Source organism: Psychroflexus aestuariivivens, assembly GCF_004010055.1.
In the GTDB taxonomy this organism is placed as follows: domain Bacteria; phylum Bacteroidota; class Bacteroidia; order Flavobacteriales; family Flavobacteriaceae; genus Psychroflexus; species Psychroflexus aestuariivivens.
Window position 1 is genome coordinate 76,541 of sequence record NZ_RQVT01000015.1, and the last position, 17,635, is coordinate 94,175.

At 33.1% G+C, this 17,635-nt stretch carries 12 protein-coding genes and 3 tRNA genes; 12 read left to right on the plus strand and 3 right to left on the minus strand.

What is annotated here, in order from left to right:
- The first annotated feature begins 39 nt into the window (after positions 1-39).
- The 8 genes from infB to EIG86_RS02855 all read left to right on the plus strand — a co-directional run bounded on the left by infB (position 40) and on the right by EIG86_RS02855 (position 13,303).
- Positions 40-2,862, plus strand: coding sequence for a translation initiation factor IF-2 (gene infB, locus EIG86_RS02820; RefSeq protein WP_127844632.1), 2,823 nt, complete (start codon positions 40-42; stop codon positions 2,860-2,862).
- A 412-nt stretch (positions 2,863-3,274) separates the two neighbouring features.
- Positions 3,275-3,634 carry a BlaI/MecI/CopY family transcriptional regulator gene (locus EIG86_RS02825; protein ID WP_127844633.1) on the plus strand — a complete coding sequence of 120 codons (360 nt, stop codon included), beginning with the start codon at positions 3,275-3,277 and terminating at the stop codon, positions 3,632-3,634.
- A 2-nt stretch (positions 3,635-3,636) separates the two neighbouring features.
- Positions 3,637-5,220, plus strand: a complete 1,584-nt coding sequence (locus EIG86_RS02830) for a M56 family metallopeptidase (protein ID WP_127844634.1) — start codon at positions 3,637-3,639, stop codon at positions 5,218-5,220.
- A 33-nt stretch (positions 5,221-5,253) separates the two neighbouring features.
- Positions 5,254-6,420 (plus strand): tetratricopeptide repeat protein, encoded by a 1,167-nt coding sequence (locus EIG86_RS02835; RefSeq protein WP_127844635.1) that lies wholly within the window; start codon positions 5,254-5,256, stop codon positions 6,418-6,420.
- Between the two features lie 125 nt (positions 6,421-6,545).
- Positions 6,546-6,618, plus strand: a tRNA-Gln gene (locus EIG86_RS02840).
- A 254-nt stretch (positions 6,619-6,872) separates the two neighbouring features.
- The gene (locus EIG86_RS02845) at positions 6,873-7,646 is read left to right on the plus strand and encodes a DUF481 domain-containing protein (protein ID WP_127844636.1); all 774 of its coding nucleotides are present in this window, start codon (positions 6,873-6,875) and stop codon (positions 7,644-7,646) included.
- A gap of 590 nt (positions 7,647-8,236) precedes the next feature.
- Positions 8,237-12,739, plus strand: a complete 4,503-nt coding sequence (locus EIG86_RS02850; RefSeq protein WP_127844637.1) for an ATP-binding cassette domain-containing protein — start codon at positions 8,237-8,239, stop codon at positions 12,737-12,739.
- Positions 12,740-12,841: 102 nt separating this feature from the next.
- Complete coding sequence (locus EIG86_RS02855) at positions 12,842-13,303, plus strand: hemerythrin domain-containing protein (protein ID WP_127844638.1); 462 nt, start codon at positions 12,842-12,844, stop codon at positions 13,301-13,303.
- Between the two features lie 288 nt (positions 13,304-13,591).
- Here EIG86_RS02855 and EIG86_RS02860 read toward each other — a convergent pair whose 3' ends face one another.
- The 3 genes from EIG86_RS02860 to EIG86_RS02870 form a co-directional block, all read right to left on the minus strand.
- Complete coding sequence (locus tag EIG86_RS02860) at positions 13,592-14,266, minus strand: DUF4919 domain-containing protein (RefSeq protein ID WP_127844639.1); 675 nt, start codon at positions 14,264-14,266, stop codon at positions 13,592-13,594.
- A gap of 121 nt (positions 14,267-14,387) precedes the next feature.
- A complete protein-coding gene (locus tag EIG86_RS14325) occupies positions 14,388-14,762 on the minus strand; it encodes an energy transducer TonB (RefSeq protein ID WP_127844640.1) in 375 nt (124 codons plus the stop codon).
- A complete protein-coding gene (locus tag EIG86_RS02870; protein WP_127844641.1) occupies positions 14,741-15,268 on the minus strand; it encodes a hypothetical protein in 528 nt (175 codons plus the stop codon). Before EIG86_RS02870 ends, EIG86_RS14325 begins: the two co-directional genes overlap by 22 nt.
- 473 nt (positions 15,269-15,741) lie before the next feature.
- Here EIG86_RS02870 and EIG86_RS02875 point away from each other — a divergent pair, with 473 nt between their 5' ends.
- The 4 genes from EIG86_RS02875 (at position 15,742) to EIG86_RS02890 (ending at position 17,547) form a co-directional block, all read left to right on the plus strand.
- On the plus strand, positions 15,742-16,716 hold the full coding sequence (locus tag EIG86_RS02875; protein ID WP_127844642.1) for a polyprenyl synthetase family protein: 975 nt from the start codon (positions 15,742-15,744) through the stop codon (positions 16,714-16,716).
- Complete coding sequence (locus EIG86_RS02880; protein WP_127844643.1) at positions 16,716-17,066, plus strand: hypothetical protein; 351 nt, start codon at positions 16,716-16,718, stop codon at positions 17,064-17,066. The genes EIG86_RS02875 and EIG86_RS02880 overlap by 1 nt, the downstream gene beginning before the upstream one ends.
- A 255-nt stretch (positions 17,067-17,321) precedes the next feature.
- Positions 17,322-17,405, plus strand: a tRNA-Ser gene (locus EIG86_RS02885).
- Between the two features lie 67 nt (positions 17,406-17,472).
- Positions 17,473-17,547 (plus strand) — tRNA-Pro (locus EIG86_RS02890).
- Positions 17,548-17,635: the final 88 nt, after the last annotated feature.

Genomic DNA, 17,635 nt, shown 5'->3' on the forward strand with positions numbered 1-17,635 from the left:
TTTGTACAAAATAAAAAGAGGTAACATTAGAGGCAATTTATGGCTGAATCAAAACAAACAAGATTAAATAAAGTACTTAGAGAATTTAATATTTCACTAGATCGTGCTGTGGAATATCTGAATTCTCAAGGTCACGAAATTGAAGCAAGACCAACTACAAAAATTTCATCTGAAATTTACGAGGTTTTATCAGACAAGTTTGAAACTGATAAAAGCAAGAAAGTTGCTTCCAAAGAAGTGAGCGAAGAGCGAAAAAAGGAAAAGGAAGAATTACGTCTTGCAAGAGAGCGGGAGCTTCAAAAGAAGAAGGACGAAGAAGCTAGAAAAGAAAGCGAAGCTCAAGCAAAAAAAGAAGAAGCTAAAGCCAAGGCAGATGCCGACGCAAAAAAACAGGCTGAAGAAACTAAGAAGGCAGAAGAGGAAGCAAAAAAGCCAGCCCCTGCCAAAGAAGAGGAAACTATCAGGTCCAAGTCCAAAATTTCCGGTCTGAAGCAAGTTGGAAAAATAGATTTGTCCAACACTGGAAGAGACAAACAAAGACAGAAAAGCAAGTCTGAACCTGAAAAGTCTAGTCAGAACAAATCACATTCTAAAACGGACAATAAGACCTCTCAAAAACCTCAACCTAAGCCTCAGGAAAAGCCAGCTGAAAAGCCTAAAAAGCCCGTAAAAGAAGAAGAGAAAACACCTGAAGAAGTCAAGCACGAGACTCAATACACCAAACTTTCAGGACCTAACTTCACTGGTGAAAAAATTGATTTAAATCAATTCAAAAAAGCACCTAAGAAGAAAGAAAAAGAAAAGGAAAAAGATAGTTCAGCTAACAAAAAACGTAAGCGTAAAAGAATTTCTAAGACGAACACAGGAACAGGTGGTAATAAGCCAAATTATAAAGGTAAAAAAGGCGCAAAACCAACTGGAAAACGTGGGAAAACGAATGCTCCTAAAGAAGAGCCATCTCCAGAGGAAGTTCAAAAGCAGGTTAGAGAAACTTTAGAAAAACTTCAAGGACGCTCGTCTGGTAAGAAAGGTGCCAAATACAGAAGAGATAAAAGAGATCAGCATAAACAAAAATCTCAGGACTCTTTAGAACAACAAGAAAAAGAAAGCAAAATTCTGAAAGTTACAGAATTTGTATCCGTGAACGAAATTTCTACGATGATGGACGTTCCGGTTACAAAAATTATTTCTGCTTGTATGTCTCTAGGTATGATGGTAACCATGAATCAACGATTGGATGCAGAAACGCTGAGTGTTGTTGCAGAGGAATTTGGTTATGATGTAGAATTCGTAAAAGCCGAATCTGAAGAAGATAAAGAAATTATAGAAGAAAATCCAGAAGATTTAAAACCAAGAGCACCGATTGTAACCGTTATGGGACACGTCGATCATGGTAAAACTTCACTTTTGGATTATATAAGAAAAGAAAATGTAATTGCTGGAGAGTCTGGTGGAATTACACAGCATATTGGAGCCTACAGTGTTCAGATTGAAACTGGAGAAACCATTTCCTTTTTAGATACACCAGGTCACGAGGCATTTACAGCAATGCGTGCTAGAGGAGCTCAGGTTACAGATATAGCTATTATTGTAATTGCAGCCGATGACGATGTCATGCCGCAAACTAAAGAAGCTATTTCACATGCTCAAGCAGCTGGCGTACCTATTGTTTTCGCAATAAATAAAGTAGACTTACCGACCGCAAATATTGAAAGAGTAAAGCAGTCTTTAGCCAATATGAATTTATTGGTAGAAGATTGGGGAGGTAAAGTACAATCTCAAGAAATTTCAGCTAAAGTTGGTACAGGAGTTACTGATCTTTTAGAAAAAGTACTTTTAGAAGCTGAACTTTTAGACCTGAAAGCTAATCCAAATCGTCAGGCCAAAGGTACCGTTGTAGAAGCATTCCTTGACAAAGGTCGTGGTTATGTATCTACGATTCTGGTTCAAACTGGAACCTTGAAAATCGGAGATTACGTTCTGGCAGGTACAACTAGTGGTAAAATAAAAGCCATGCAAGACGAGCGTGGTAATAAAGTCAAAGAAGCTGGACCATCAACACCGGTTTCTATTCTTGGTTTAGATGGTGCGCCGCAAGCAGGTGATACATTCCAGGTTATGGCTGACGAACGCGAAGCTAAAGATATCGCTTCAAAAAGAACTCAATTACAGAGAGAACAAAGCGTAAGAACACAGAAACATATTACTTTAGATGAAATTGGACGTCGAATTGCATTAGGTGATTTCAAAGAACTGAATGTAATATTGAAAGCTGACGTTGACGGATCTGTGGAAGCTTTAACGGACAGTTTGCAAAAACTTTCTACAGAAGAAATTCAAGTCAATATCATTCACCGTGGTGTGGGTGCAATTACTGAAAGTGACGTCTTGTTGGCCTCAGCTTCAGATGCGGTTATCATCGGATTTAATGTGAGACCAGCTGGTAATGCTAGAACACTTGCAGACAACGAAGAAATCGATATCAGAATGTATTCTATTATCTACGATGCCATTAATGACATCAAAGATGCTATGGAAGGTATGTTATCACCTGAACTTAAAGAAGAAATCACCGGAACTGCAGAAATTAGAGAAACTTTCAAAATCTCAAAAATCGGTACAATTGCAGGCTGTATGGTAACTTCAGGTAAGATTTATAGAAACTCTAATATTCGACTAATTAGAGACGGTATTGTTATTCATACTGGAACATTATCATCTCTGAAAAGATTTAAAGATGACGTGAAAGAAGTTTCTAAAGGCTATGATTGTGGTATGCAAGTGAAAAACTATAATGACATCATAGAAAATGATATTATAGAAGCTTTCCAAGAAGTTGAAGTGAAAAAGAAATTGAAATAATTTCTTCCAAATAAATTTTATTAAAATCTCTTACTATTTGTAGTAAGAGATTTTTTTTGAATTAAACTTTTCATTTGTGAACCCCAAGCTTGTTATTATCGTAAATAGTAAAGAATGCTTTTGAAAAATAGATATTCTGAACAATATTTAAATAAACAAGCATTTGTTACCTAATAGGGGATAATTATTCTTTTGAATATTATCTATTATTTGAATTCATCCAATTCTAATTTTAGCAAGCTCGATCATATTTGGTCGAGCTTTTTTGTTCAAGATTATACTTTAAAGGAACTCTGAAAATGCTAGCTTGTTTAAGCAGTTTTTAAAAATGATTTAAAAATTTAACAACTAAAATAATAGTTAAACTAATAAATTAGTTATATTTGAAAGTGAAATATAGATTTTGAAGAATATGAGACAATTAACGAAAGCCGAAGAAGAAATAATGCAAATTTTGTGGCAACTCGACAAAGCAAAAGTTGCAGAAATTTTAGACAAGATGTCAACACCAAAACCAGCCTATAATACTGTTTCAACTATTGTCAGGATTTTAGAGGACAAGGGTTTTGTAAATCATGAAAAAGTAGGTCGAGGATTCAAATACTTTGCGATTATTGATAAGGAAAGCTATCAAAAAGCCACTATGAACAAATTGGTCAACAATTATTTTGGAGGTTCATTCAAAAGTATGATTTCTTTTTTTGTGAAAGAAAATGATATGAATGCAAAAGAATTGGAAGATGTCTTGAAAAACTTGGATCAAAATAAGTAATTATGTGGTTGTATTTCGTAGAAGTTATTGTGTTTCAAGCTTGTTTTCTGATGTTATTTCAGGTTTTCAAAACTGAAACTTTTCATCAGTATAACAGGATTTATTTATTGGTCTCCGTGTTGCTTTCTATAGCCATTCCGCTTTTAGACTTAGGTTTTATAAGTAAATTATTTTATGATAAGACGAGCGATGTTGATTTCACAATTCAAGTTGGGCAATATTTTGCTGTTGCTGGTAACAGTGAAATTTCGACAGGTAGTACAGGCATTCTTCAAAATTCGTGGCATTGGCAAGATATTTTATTACTGATTTATGGCCTAGGCTTGACATTTTTCAGTATAAAATCTGTATTTAGTTTTTTCAAATTATTTAAAATAATGAATAGCGCAAAATTCCAAAAATATTTGGGAGACGCTAAGTTTTATAAACTTCAAAATTCGGCGTCTGCCTTTACATTTTGGCGTTCAATTTTTGTTGGCGACCAAATTGATGAAAAAGCCTTACCTAAAATCATAGTTCATGAGCAACACCACGCCAAATTACGGCATAGTTTGGATTTGATTCTTATTGAAATCACCAAAATTGTATTTTGGTTTTCACCCTTTCATTACTGGTTGAAGCGAGAATTGGTGCTGATTCACGAGTATCAAGCCGATCGCAAGGCTTCAGAACATGATGGAAAATTCAGTTACACACAAAATTTACTCAATGTGGCTTTTGGAACGAAACAATTTCATTTTTCACATTCATTTTTTGATAAATCACAATTAAAACAAAGACTTATGATGTTACAAAAAAATCACTCCAAATCACAGAATTTACTCAAATATATATTGGTGCTTCCTTTGCTAATTCTCATGCTTACTTACACCGCTTGTAAAGACGAAACCAAAGAGAGTTTGAATGAAATTACAAACCAAAATGAAAACGAGCAACTGATTGAAAAATACAAACAAGAACTTGATGAAGCCATTTTGGAATATGGCAGTTTATATGCTAAAGATTTACCAGAAAAATTTAAAATTCAAAACGATATAGATTCAAAAGAAGCTTATTATAGAAATAGTGCTTACATGCTAAAATTGATGGAGCAAATGAATACTGCTGGTAAAACTTCAGATGAAAAATTTACGGAAATGAAAGCTCAGTTGATGAGCAAAACCTATGAAGAATATCTGGACAATCAAGATTCTTCAAATAAAAGTGTGAAATATGAAACTAGCGGAATTCCTTACAGTGAGGTTGATTTGCCGCCGCGTTTTGAGTCATGTAAAGATTTAATTGACAAATCAGCAATTCAAGAATGCAATTCAGAAAAAATCACTCAAATTGTAAATGCAAATTTCAAGACTTCAGATATTGGTCAGTTTAATCTAAAACCAAAAGTGGTTCGTGTTTATGTTCGATTTTTGATAGATAAAAACGGAGACATCCAAGATATTCAAGCAAGAGCACCACATCCAGAATTAGAAAAACGCGCTAAAGAAGTGATTTCAAAATTACCAAAAATGATTCCAGGTGAAAACGAAGGGCAGAAGGTGAATACTTATTATGCGCTACCGATTTCCATGAAAAATCCAAAGTAATGCTGAACAATTTTTAGGTTTAAAATTCATTTTATGAAGTACCAATTAATTATCATTTTGCTGATTGTACATTTTATTTCAAATGCGCAATCACTTTCAAATAAAACTCTAGATAGTTTATATGCTGTCGGTGAATACAAGTTTATTATAGACTACTTTGAAACCAATCCACCAGATAATTTCAGAACTCAGATTTTATTAGCAAAAACCTATCAGTCTAAAAAATTTTATGAATCTGCCATTTCAACCTATAATCAGGCTTTGCGTAATAAAAATGATTCGCCAAAATACCAGTTTATTTTCGCCAAGCTTTTGAAAAAGAAAAAACAATATAAAGCAGCGGATAGTTTGCTGAGGCTTTTGCACAAAAAGTACCCCAACAATTCTGAATTTGCTTACCAATTGGGTTTGACCAAAGCGAAACTCAATGATATTTCACCAGATTTTTATTATTCAAAAGCACTTGAAAACGATGCATCTCATCAACCTGCCGCTTATGCTTTGGGCGAATTTTATCTGAAAATTAAAAGTTATGCAAAAGCAGAGGAAGTTTGTACTTCAGCATTACAATACAATCCAAAAAACACTAAAATCTTAGGATTGCTTGGTCAGGTTTATTATAGACAACGCAAGCTAGAAAAGAGTATCGAAACTTTCAAAAGGCTAGAAAAGCAAATAAAATTACCAAAATTCATCATTGAAAAGCTTGCGATTGCTTATGCAAATACCAACGAGTTTGAAAAGTCAATCACTTATTATAAGCGCTTACTAGAAATTGCGCCTAAAGATTTTAAATATCATTATCAAATAGCAAGGGTTTACTTGGCAAATGGAGATTTAGAATTGGCAAAGACGCATGCAACTCTATCTATATCTAATAAAGATACAAGTCTAGATACTGAGCGATTCAGTCTTGCCATGATTTTTGTGGCTGAACAAAATGACAGAAATGCAATAAAATGCTTTGAAAAAGTAGTAGAAGAAAACCCAACTAATGAACGAGCTCAGTATGAACTTGCTATGGCTGCTGATCGATATTTCAAAAAAACGAAAGACAAATTACCATATTTTGAAGCTTACGAAGAGAAATATCAAAACTTAGAAAATTCAAAATATAAATCCATTATTTACAGAAGGCTAACCGATTTAAGACGAGAAATGCATTTTGCAAAATCTGATTTACAAGAGGATAAACCTTAAGCCTAAATTATATCTGATTTGCTGGAGAGCAAAAGGAAATTTATTTTAAAAAAATCGACAAAAAATTGAAAATATTTTTTGTAGAAATGAATGAATATTCTATATTTGCACTCCGAAAATAACACTGGCCTATGGTGTAACTGGCAACACATCTGGTTTTGGTCCAGAAGAGTCTAGGTTCGAGCCCTAGTAGGCCAACAGAAAAAGCTGAAATCTAATGATTTCAGCTTTTTTGTTTTCAAAATAACGCTAATTATCTCTTGTCTTATTGAATTATAGAATATTTTTCTACTTTATTTCAGTGCATATTCAACTACAATTCTAATTTTTTAACTTTCTACAAGTTTACTTTTCAATTTAGACTATTTTATATCGAACCAAATGTTCTTGATTTCGTGCTTAAATACCATATTTTTGCCAGACTATAAGAATTTAATTTTCAGTAGAATAGAATGAAAAAGATTTTGTACCTCTTCTTGTTTATACCACTTGTTTTTTCAGCTCAAATCAATGAAAGCGATACACTCAATTTAAAAGCAAAACTTGCGCTAACTGGATTTTGGCAAGATGGAAACGTAGAAACTCTAATTTTTAGAGCTAAATCTGACCTTAGTTTCAAAATTTCTAAACCATTAGTCTTCAAAACCCAAAATTCTTATGTTTATCAAGAATTTGGTAAAGTCAAAGCCGATGAAGATATTTTGAGTCTCAATTTTTTATATTTCAATCCAGAGAAAAAAATATACCCTTTATTGCTAGGGTTTGTCAGTACCAATTATCGTAGAGAAATCGACTTGCGCTATCTGGTCGGTGCTGGTGTAACTTTTCAAATTTTGAAACATAAAAAAAATTGGCTAAAACTTGCTGTTTCTAGTGAATATGAAAAAACTAATTTTCGAGAATCCAATTTTAATCGCTCTGCCTATGATGGTGATGAATCAATAACGACAGCGCGAGGTACGGTTTGGGTCAATGGAAAGTGGCATTTGTTTAAAGAAAAAGTAATCATAAATCATGAATTTTACGTGCAGCCTTCTTTAGAGCATAGCGATAATTATCGCTGGCAAGCAGACCTTGGTCTTGAACTTCCTGTTTGGAAATACCTCAACTTTAAAATCAACTATCTCTACACTTTTGAAAGTATTGTTATTGAAAATCAAGCGCAAGAAGATAGTATGTTGACTTTTGGGTTTACGCTAAAAAGTTTCACTACAGATAAAAAATAATATTCAAATTTGATTTTTAATCAGTTTAGATTTATTTTATTATTTCAAAAAAAGTCCATCAATTTTTCCATTTATGTTCAATTCAAAAGCATTTAGAAATAAATGTTCTTTTTTGAATCTCATTTTGATTAATTTCACTTCAAATTAGCTTTAGGTCATCAAAACCAATTGATTACACAAATTTAATAAGTATGATTTAATTTTAAATTGCACAATTAAGTTGCACAATTATAAATTTGACATTGCTTTTTTTTAGTTGTTTTATACAAATACAGATTTAATCCTTATTTTCTTGTTTCCTAAGAAGTTTTGAAAATGTCTAAGCTAAATGATATTTATCTCAATGATATTTATCTCAATGATATTTTAGCTAGACTCTAAATTTTTAATTTTCTAACTTATATTCAAATTTTTTGATCTTCCTCTCATCATAAAATCACTTTTAAGCAAAGAATAAATTCTTAATATTTTGAGATATTGAAAATTGTAAGTTTTTTTTTGAATTCACTAAAACCTAAACAATATCTAAGTCTTGAAAAGGCTCTGAGAATCTTCTTATATTTAAATTTTAAACTAAAGCGACACCTTTTATGAAGATAATCAATGCTCACCAAAATAATCTTAAACATATCGACTTAAACTTACCTGAAAAGGCTTTGATTGTCGTTACAGGGTTGTCGGGTTCTGGGAAATCTTCTCTCGCCATGGGCGTAATTGCTAACGAAGGTTATCGCTATTTTCTAGAAAGTTTACCAGCATATAATCAACAAAATGGGCAAATGATTCCAACAGCTGAAGTTGACGATTTGCAAGATTTGCCACCCGTGATTAAAGTGGAGCAGTCAAAACGCTTTCAGTCAATCAATGCGACTTTTGGAACTTTATCAGAATTAACGGCTGTTTTCAGAATTATATTTGCACGTTACGCGGCCGAAAAAACCATGAGCAAGTCGCTCTTTTCGTTCAACCATCCTAAAGGCGCCTGTGAAGTCTGCCGAGGAATTGGGGAAGCTGAATACATCGATCTTGATAAATTGATTGGCGATGAAAACAAAACTTTAAGAGAAGGTGCGATCACAACCACGTTGCCAAATGGTTATATCGTCTATTCACAAATTACTGTAGAAGAACTCAATAAGGTTTGTAAAGCACACGGTTTTCATGTGGATATTCCTTGGAAAGAACTCTCGGAAGAACAAAAGAATGTAGTTTTAAACGGTAGTGACCGTATTAAAGTTTTCTATGGTAAACACGGTTTAGAATCTCGATTAAGATGGCAGGGAATTAAAGCCAAACCTAGAGAAGAAGGCTATTACAAAGGTATGCTGCCGATTATGAAGGATATTTTAAGGCGCGACCGCAATCCAAATATTCTGAAATTTGCTAGCTCAAAAGTTTGCCCAAGTTGCCACGGTGGACGAATTAAAGCCGAACAACTCAAATACAAATGGAAAGGTTCCAATTTTCAGGAGTGGCATGAAATGTCTTTGATTAATTTACACCAAAGACTCAATCAATTGAAATTAAGCGCTGGAGAACAAGTTCTTGTCGATAAAATAATTACACCATTACTAGATTTAATTCACTTGGGTATGGGCGATTATCAGCTGAGTACTCCAAGTAAAGAAATTTCTTCAGGCGACGGTCAGCGTATTAAACTTATTAATCAAGTCAACAGCCAATTACAAGGGATTTTATATGTTTTCGACGAGCCTTCTATTGGCTTGTCAGCAGACTATCAGAGCTATTTGTTGCATATTCTCAATCGACTAATCAAGCGGGGAAATACAGTTATGGTTGTAGAGCACGATTTAAATTTTATTCAAGCAGCCGACTGGATTGTTGAATTAGGGCCAGGCGCTGGAATTCATGGTGGGGAAGTGGTATTTAACGGATCTATTTCAGATTTTTTGAAAACAAAAAACGATAAAAGTCCCACCTTGTCTGCTTTAAAAGAATACAGCCAAATATCAGCTGATAAAAAAGAGTCTCAGGCGAATAAAGTAACAGCTAAAAATCATCAACCACAAACCAACCAACTGTCTGTAATCAGCCGTAAAACTTCAGAAATACTTGAAAAGATATCAGATTTTTGCGAAAAAAATAATTTAAGCTTGCAAAGCGTCAGTGATCAACCTATTGGTAAAACGCCACGCAGCAATCCAGCAACTTATACAGGTCTAGCTGAAAAAATACGAGATCTGCTAGCAAAAACAGAACAGGCAAAAGCTTCAAATCTAACTAAAAGTGCATTTTCATTTAACAACAAAAAGGGACGATGTGAAGCTTGTGAAGGTGCTGGCGTCATTAGCCTTTCGATGAGCGTTATGGGAAACATTAACCAAACTTGTCCTACTTGCAACGGAAAGCGTTTTAAACCAGAAGTACTTGGCACTTATTGGCAAGACAAAAACATCGCTGAAATCTATAACTTGAGTATTGAAGAGGCTTCTGACTTTTTTTCTTCAGAAAAAAAGATTTTAGAAATTCTTGCTTTAATGCTGAAATTAGGTTTAGGCTACATCAAATTAGGACAACCTTCAAATACTTTATCCGGCGGTGAAGCACAGCGAATAAAACTCACTAAACACTTCGCTAAGAAATCAAAACAACGACTTTTGATTTTAGAAGAACCTAGCATTGGCTTGCACTATAAGAATGTAAATCAGCTTTTAGAGGCTTTAGACCAACTTAAGCAAGAAACAGCAGGAATTGTCTGTTTTGAAAATCACCATTTATTTCAAACTTTTTGCGACACTTGGGTTGACAATGCACAGGAAATACAAGCTACTCAAGTTAATGAAGATCCTGAACAGCAACAAAATGTGATTTCCATACGTGGTGCACGGACGCATTCACTTAAAAATTTAGACTTAGATATTCCTAAGCATCAATTATCTGTAGTCACAGGCATTTCGGGTTCAGGTAAATCTTCGTTGATTATCGATAGCCTTCATGGTTATGGACTTCAAGAAATGACAAAGCAATTTTCAGCCTATCAGCAATCGCGAGTTGGTGTTAATTTTCAGTTTGATGTTAAAGATATTCAAGGACTCACGCCTAGTATTTGCATTACTCGAAAACAAAAAAACTACAGCATACGCACGGATATCGCCAAGCAAACTGGCATTGATAAAATTTTGCGTTTTGCTTTTTCTCGCAAATCTCAATATGAAGGAAATGAATTGTCAGCGAGTCATTTCTCGAATAACCATGAATTGGGTCAGTGTAAAATATGTGAAGGAATTGGAGATGAATTGCGACCAGATTTATCAAAACTTGTCTTAGACGAAAATAAAAGCATTAATGATGGTTTGTTTGCTCATAATAAAGCCATTTGGTATTATGGAAATCCAGAAGGTCAACACATGGCAATTATAAAAGAAGTAGGAAAAGAATACAGCTTTAATCTTAATACTCCTTTTTATAAATTAACATCTGAACAAAAAGAAGTCATTCTTCATGGCACTGGCCAAAAAATCTGGGAAGCTACTTGGGAGTACAAAACAAAGACACGATCTGGAACTCAAAAGTTGAGTTTGCCTTGGGAAGGCCTTTTCAACTATTTACAAGATGAATATTTCAAAACCAGAAAGAATAAAAACATCAGCGCGCTTACGTCACTATTTTCTTATCGAAAATGTCACCATTGTAAAGGAAGTGGTTTAAAACCTGAACGCCTAAAAACAAAAATTAGAGGAAAATCGATACATGCTATTAAATCGATGAACTTTAGAGTCTTAGGTCAATGGCTAAATGAGGCTAAAGACCAAGATACAATAGATGGTAAATTACTTTCTAAAATTGAACCTCTGCTGCGTAACACGATTACAAGAGCAATTCAGTTGCATATTGACCATTTGCAACTCAATCGAAAATCACCTACACTTTCTGGTGGAGAAAATCAGCGCATCGCTTTAATCAAACAGTTGAATAGTCCGCTTAAAGGAATCACTTATTTATTAGATGAGCCTTCTGCTGGTTTATCACAGGCTAATATTTCTGATCTGATTGACATTCTCAAAGAGCTGATAGAAAAAGGCAATACTGTTATTGTCATTGAACACGATAAATCGATTATTCAGGCAGCCGATCATATTATTCAGATTGGTCCAAAAGCAGGAAAAGAAGGCGGCTATATTACTTTTGAAGGCACAACAGAAGCTTTTCTTAAAAAAGGAAATTGCCATCCTTTTTTAAAAGCAACAGCTAAAAGGCTTCAATTAAAATCTGGCGATTCTTATATCAATTTCAAAAAGCTAAATAAACACACTTTAATTAAAGATGAATTGAACTTGCCAATAGGAGGTATGACTGCGCTTACAGGAAAATCAGGAATCGGAAAAACCACTTTGGTCAAAGATGTATTGATGCCGAGCATCAATACAAATCAGCCTGTGAATTGCGAAAGCATAACTATCCCGAAGGATTATAAGGCTGCGCATTATTTTGAACCTAAAAAACTTCGAACGCAAGGACAGACATTAGTGGTGGCTTATTTAGATTTACTTAAGGAAATTTGTCGATTATTTGCTAGTGAAACTAACTTAAAAGCAAAAGACTTTTCATATAAAACCAAAGCCAGTCAATGTTCTAATTGCAAAGGGAAAGGCTATATCGAAACTAGCTTAGATATTACTGCCAATGCTATTGAAATTTGTGACGAATGCCAAGGACAACGTTACAAAGATCATATTTTAGCTCATAAAGTCAATTCAAAATCTATTGCAGATGTATTAAAGCTTAATTTAATGGAATTACAAGTTTGGTGGACAAATTTTAAAGTCTCAAAATCTAGTCTTGATATTGTTAAAAGCTTAGAAAACATTGGTTTGGCACACTTAAGCTTAGAGCAAAAAGTGCAATCTTTATCTTCTGGTGAAAAACAGCGTTTGCTTTTACTCAATTGGTTACAAGCGGCTCCCAAAAATGAACTCTTTATTTTAGATGAACCTAGCACAGGTCTTCATTATGCAGATATTGACCTCTTATTTGGTATTTTGAAAGAATTGAGTTTAAACAATGATATTCTCGTGATTGAGCACAATCCTTATCTGCTAGAAAAAATAGGTGTAGGTATAGAATTGAAGTGAGCAGAATAATTCAAGTAAGTTGGCATTTACCCATTTATTTATAGGAATTGAAGTCTGTTATCTTAAAAGATGTATTTAAATTTGCTAAATAGTATTTTATTCATGTCTAAACAACCATTAAAGCGTCATAAAGCCTTACAAAATTTAAGTCGAGAACATCATGATGGATTGGTTTTTGCTTTGCGACTACAAAAAGGTGTTGCCAAAAAAGCTAAACTTCAGGAGATGGAGGATTATGCAGAATGGTTCTGGAAAAATTATTTGATTTCTCATTTCAAAATGGAAGAACAGCATCTTTTTCCAAAACTTGGTGAAGCGCATGAGTTGGTTGAGGAGGCCAAAGAGCAACATCGTAAGCTAAAATATTTTTTTGAAATTCAGTCTAAAGATTACGCAGATTTCAAAAACATCTATGAAATGCTCCAAACCCACATTCGGCTAGAAGAACGAGAATTGTTCAATTTAATTCAAGAGCGATTGAATGAAAAACAACTTTTAGAATTTCAAAACATTCATGATTCTCAGCAAACTTGTGAAACTTGGCCTAATCCATTTTGGAAATAGGGTGGATGCTAATAAATTGATGTGTGAAAATAGTTTGAAGACTTATTCCTGAAATTGTTAAGTAGAACAATAATGAAGTTTTTTCCAATTTTAAATTTTATGTGAGTGGGCAATTCAAGCTTGCGATTTCAGCACGTAAAAAATCGAAAATAGAGTAGTTATAAAAGTGATCAAGTAAAATGTTTTAAACTAGAGAGTTTGATCCAGCCTAATAAAACAAACTAATAAAACCAGTGTTAATGAACTATAATTCAATCTAAGTGAATTGAAATAGTCATTTTTTATTCTTTAAAACATTTTCATTGATTTTAAACAAGGGCTGACATCAAAGTATAATCCATCTATGTTCTCTTCATTTTCTGCTAGAGTTAAATAATCATAATGCTCAATCAAACTTTGTGAGCCTCCATATCGAAAGCCTATAATATTTATTAAATCATATTCGTGTGAGGTGTAAATTACATAAAAAGCTTCTTTTTTACTTTTTCCATTTCCAGAACTCATCAAAGCATCAACTAGAATTCTTGCTTGTTGTAATTTTTTCTCATAAGTTTTTTTATTTCCTATTTGTTTCAATGAGTATAGTTGGTAATTTATAGCATTCAAATCAAATGGTTTATCTAAGAGCATTTTATCGGCAAAATCAACTATTTTATTTAGATCTAAGCTATCTAGTCTTTCTTTTTGGATTACAACTCTTATGCTATCACCATAGCTAGAATGAGAATATGGCGCGTAATTTTTATCAAACGAATAGCCGTAGTACAAATGTCTCTTTTCTTCTAAAGTCATTGTTGTATCAGCTTGTAAAAATCGATTCATTAAAGATTCATAGAAAAGATTTGAATTTTTATTTTGAATATTTTTTTCAATTTCCTCGTAATTAGGTTTTTCAAAATCCCAATTTTGAGAATATGAAAAACTACTCAATAATATAAATGTGATTAATATTATTTTTCTCATAATTGCTTAGTTTTTTTGCAACTGAGTGAGCTTTTAGAACCTCAGTTATAGTTAATACTTGAAAAATTTTAAATTTAGAAATAATATCAAAACCCATATTTTCAACTTAAAAAAGGTTTTTTTAATTGTGAATCATAAAAGTAATAGGCATTTTATAAGCAATATTGACAGGTTTGCCATCTTTAATTCCAGGTTTGAATTCTGGTAGTTGACTAATAACCTCAACAGCATTTTGATTCATAATTTCCGGACCGCCATTGGCTACTATATTTATAACTCTTCCATTTTTATCAATTATAAATTCAACTATTATTTTTGTGATACCTTCAAAACCTAATTCGGGAGCAAGGCCAGGATCAAAATTTTTATTTACGTGTGTTGCGATATAATTGCTTGTGCACTTTTTTCTTTTTTTTGTGTTCCATTTTGGTTTACACTCAGGAGCTAATGGTGGATTTTCGATGTCTTTAAAGTCTACAATTTGAGACTCGTCAATTCTTTATAAATGAAATCAGATTTTGTAGAATCAACTTTTTCTACAGTTTCAGTTTTTGATTCAATTATTTTAGGTTTGGCAGGTCTATCGTTGCTTAATTTCTTCATTTCTAATCGAATATTAGGTGATATGAAATAGGTTTTACCATCAATTTCTTCATATACAATTTTCATTATAGAAAATCCATCCTTTTCTGTCCCAATTCGGATTTTTCCGTTTTTTATGATCCAGTTTTGATTTTCAAGAAAAAGGAGTTCTTTCATTTTTTCATCAGCTAATTTGCTATATTTAATTCTAAAAACTTTGTTTCCTTTAAAATTGAATTTTGAGTTTAAAAAAGCATCTTTAATGAGTTTTGATGCTTCTTTTTGTGAAACTCCTGAAGAATTTGGTATTTCTACGCTAATCGCTTCCCACTCTCCCAATATTCTTTCTTCGTTTAGAGTTTGAGATTTTGCAAAAAGGCTAAATAGAATTGTCGTAACAAATAGGACTTTTAACTTCATAATATTCCTTTTTGGGGTAACATCAAATATATACTATTTGTTATAATTAAATCATATTTAATCGATTGTAAAGTTTTGTTGTGGGTATTTGATTGATTTCAAAATACTTTATGCAATTTTCTGTCTTAAAAAAATTGATAATTCAATATTCAAAATTTAGTTTTCTCTTAAAAATGGAAGTAATATTTATTTCACCTTACTAATAGAAATTCACCTATTCTAAGAACAACTGCATTGGCTGACGTTTTAAAAAGAGGCGCATTCAGTTCAATTACTTAAGTAAAATCAGGCATTCGTGTTAGTTTTTTTGGTGAAATCTATTCAAAATAAAAAACTATTTTTTTGTTAGGAATTCTGTTCTGAAACCCTTGGCATAATTTAATTGAAAAAATTTCAAGTATTTATTAAAGTATTTGCAATGCCGTTACATCAGAAATTTTAATTAAATTATTTTAGCCAAAAAAATAAATTCAATGCTAAATATTGAAACTTATAAATCAACTTTTTTAAGACACATGGAGCAATCTGTGCTCAAAAAAGAACCACGAAATCTATACGAACCTATTGAATATATTTTGAATTTAGGCGGTAAACGTTTGCGTCCAATTTTAGTTTTGATTAGTGCAGATATTTTTGGTGGACATCACAATAATGCATTAGACGCGGCTTTAGCTATAGAAATTTTCCACAACTTTTCTTTGGTGCATGACGATATTATGGATGATGCCCCTATCCGCCGTGGCCAAGAAACCGTTCATGAAAAATGGGATCTGAATACCGGTATTTTATCAGGCGATGCCATGTTGATCAACGCTTATCAATTGTTTGAAAACTATCCGTCAGAACTGTTTAAACCATTGGCGTCTTTGTTTACAAAAACCGCAATAGAAGTTTGTGAAGGCCAACAATACGATGTCGATTTTGAAGAACGCGATGATGTAAAAATAGATGAATACTTGAAGATGATTGAGTACAAAACAGCTGTTTTGGTTGGCGCTGCTTTGAAAATGGGCGCTATTGTTAGCAAAGCTTCTCAAACAGCACAAGATGAAATTTACGAATTTGGAAGATTGCTTGGGATTGCTTTTCAAATTCAAGATGATTATCTAGATGCTTTTGGCAACGAGGCTGTTTTCGGCAAACAAATTGGTGGCGATATTATTGAAAACAAAAAGACTTATTTGTATCTGAAAGCACTTGAACTTGCCGATAAAAATAGTGCTGATCAGCTTAAGCATTTGTATACAATTTCACCAAATCAACCACAAAACAAAATCGAAACAGCTAAACAAATTTTCCTGGATTCTGGTGCAGCTGATGCCACAAAAGCAAAAATTTCAGATTTTACAAACGAAGCTTTCAAACATTTAGAAAAGCTTGAAATTAGTGAAGAAAGCAAAAGTTTTTTGAAAAATTTCGGTACAAATTTAATGAATAGAAGTATGTAATGAGTCTACCAAAATCGATTTCTGAAGCTATTGAAAATTACCCGAATGAAACGGGATTATGGCGTGAAATCATACTTCAACTCAATAAAGACTTAGCGCTTGCTGGTATTTCTGAAATTGAACTGAAAATCGACACTTCACCCAACGAACTCGTTGAAGGTTTACATCAAATTTTCTCAAATTTGATGCATGACAAAACCTCAAATTTCATTCAGTTATTATACAGGATTGATATTCAGGAAGAAGATCTCAAGCAAATGATGTTAGATTCCGATTTCATGGAAAAATTGATTTACAAAATTTTAGAACGAAGCTTTCAAAAGGTTTACTGGCGGAAAAAATTAGGTTAAATAGGTTTTTAAGGTCTGAGCTATTTTTTTGAATCTTATTCAATATGACTTAGCATATAACTAGCAATATTGTTTTTTGGATGTTTATCAATTTGATTAATATTTCGGTGATAATATTAATGTGAAACTTTTGACTTTTAAAGACTTAGTAGTTGAGCTAAAAAATATTCAAAATTTATACGTTTATATTTTGGCAGAATTAAAAATGAGATTATATTTGCACCCGCAATAGCGAAAGTTCATTAAAATAATATTGGAGAGGTGGCAGAGTGGTAATGCAGCAGATTGCTAATCTGTCGACGCGAAAGTGTCGCCAGGGTTCGAGTCCCTGTCTCTCCGCAACAAAATTCGATGTTTTGACTTAGCGATACCATCAAAACACATAAACGAATTCATAAATTTCACTCGGGGTGTAGCGTAGCCCGGTTATCGCGCCTGCTTTGGGAGCAGGAGGTCGCAGGTTCGAATCCTGCCACCCCGACTTTTAACCTTGTAAATCAAGCCAAATTTCACCAAATGGCTGATATACAAGGTTTTTTGTTTTATACACATCACAGATTTTACCATAT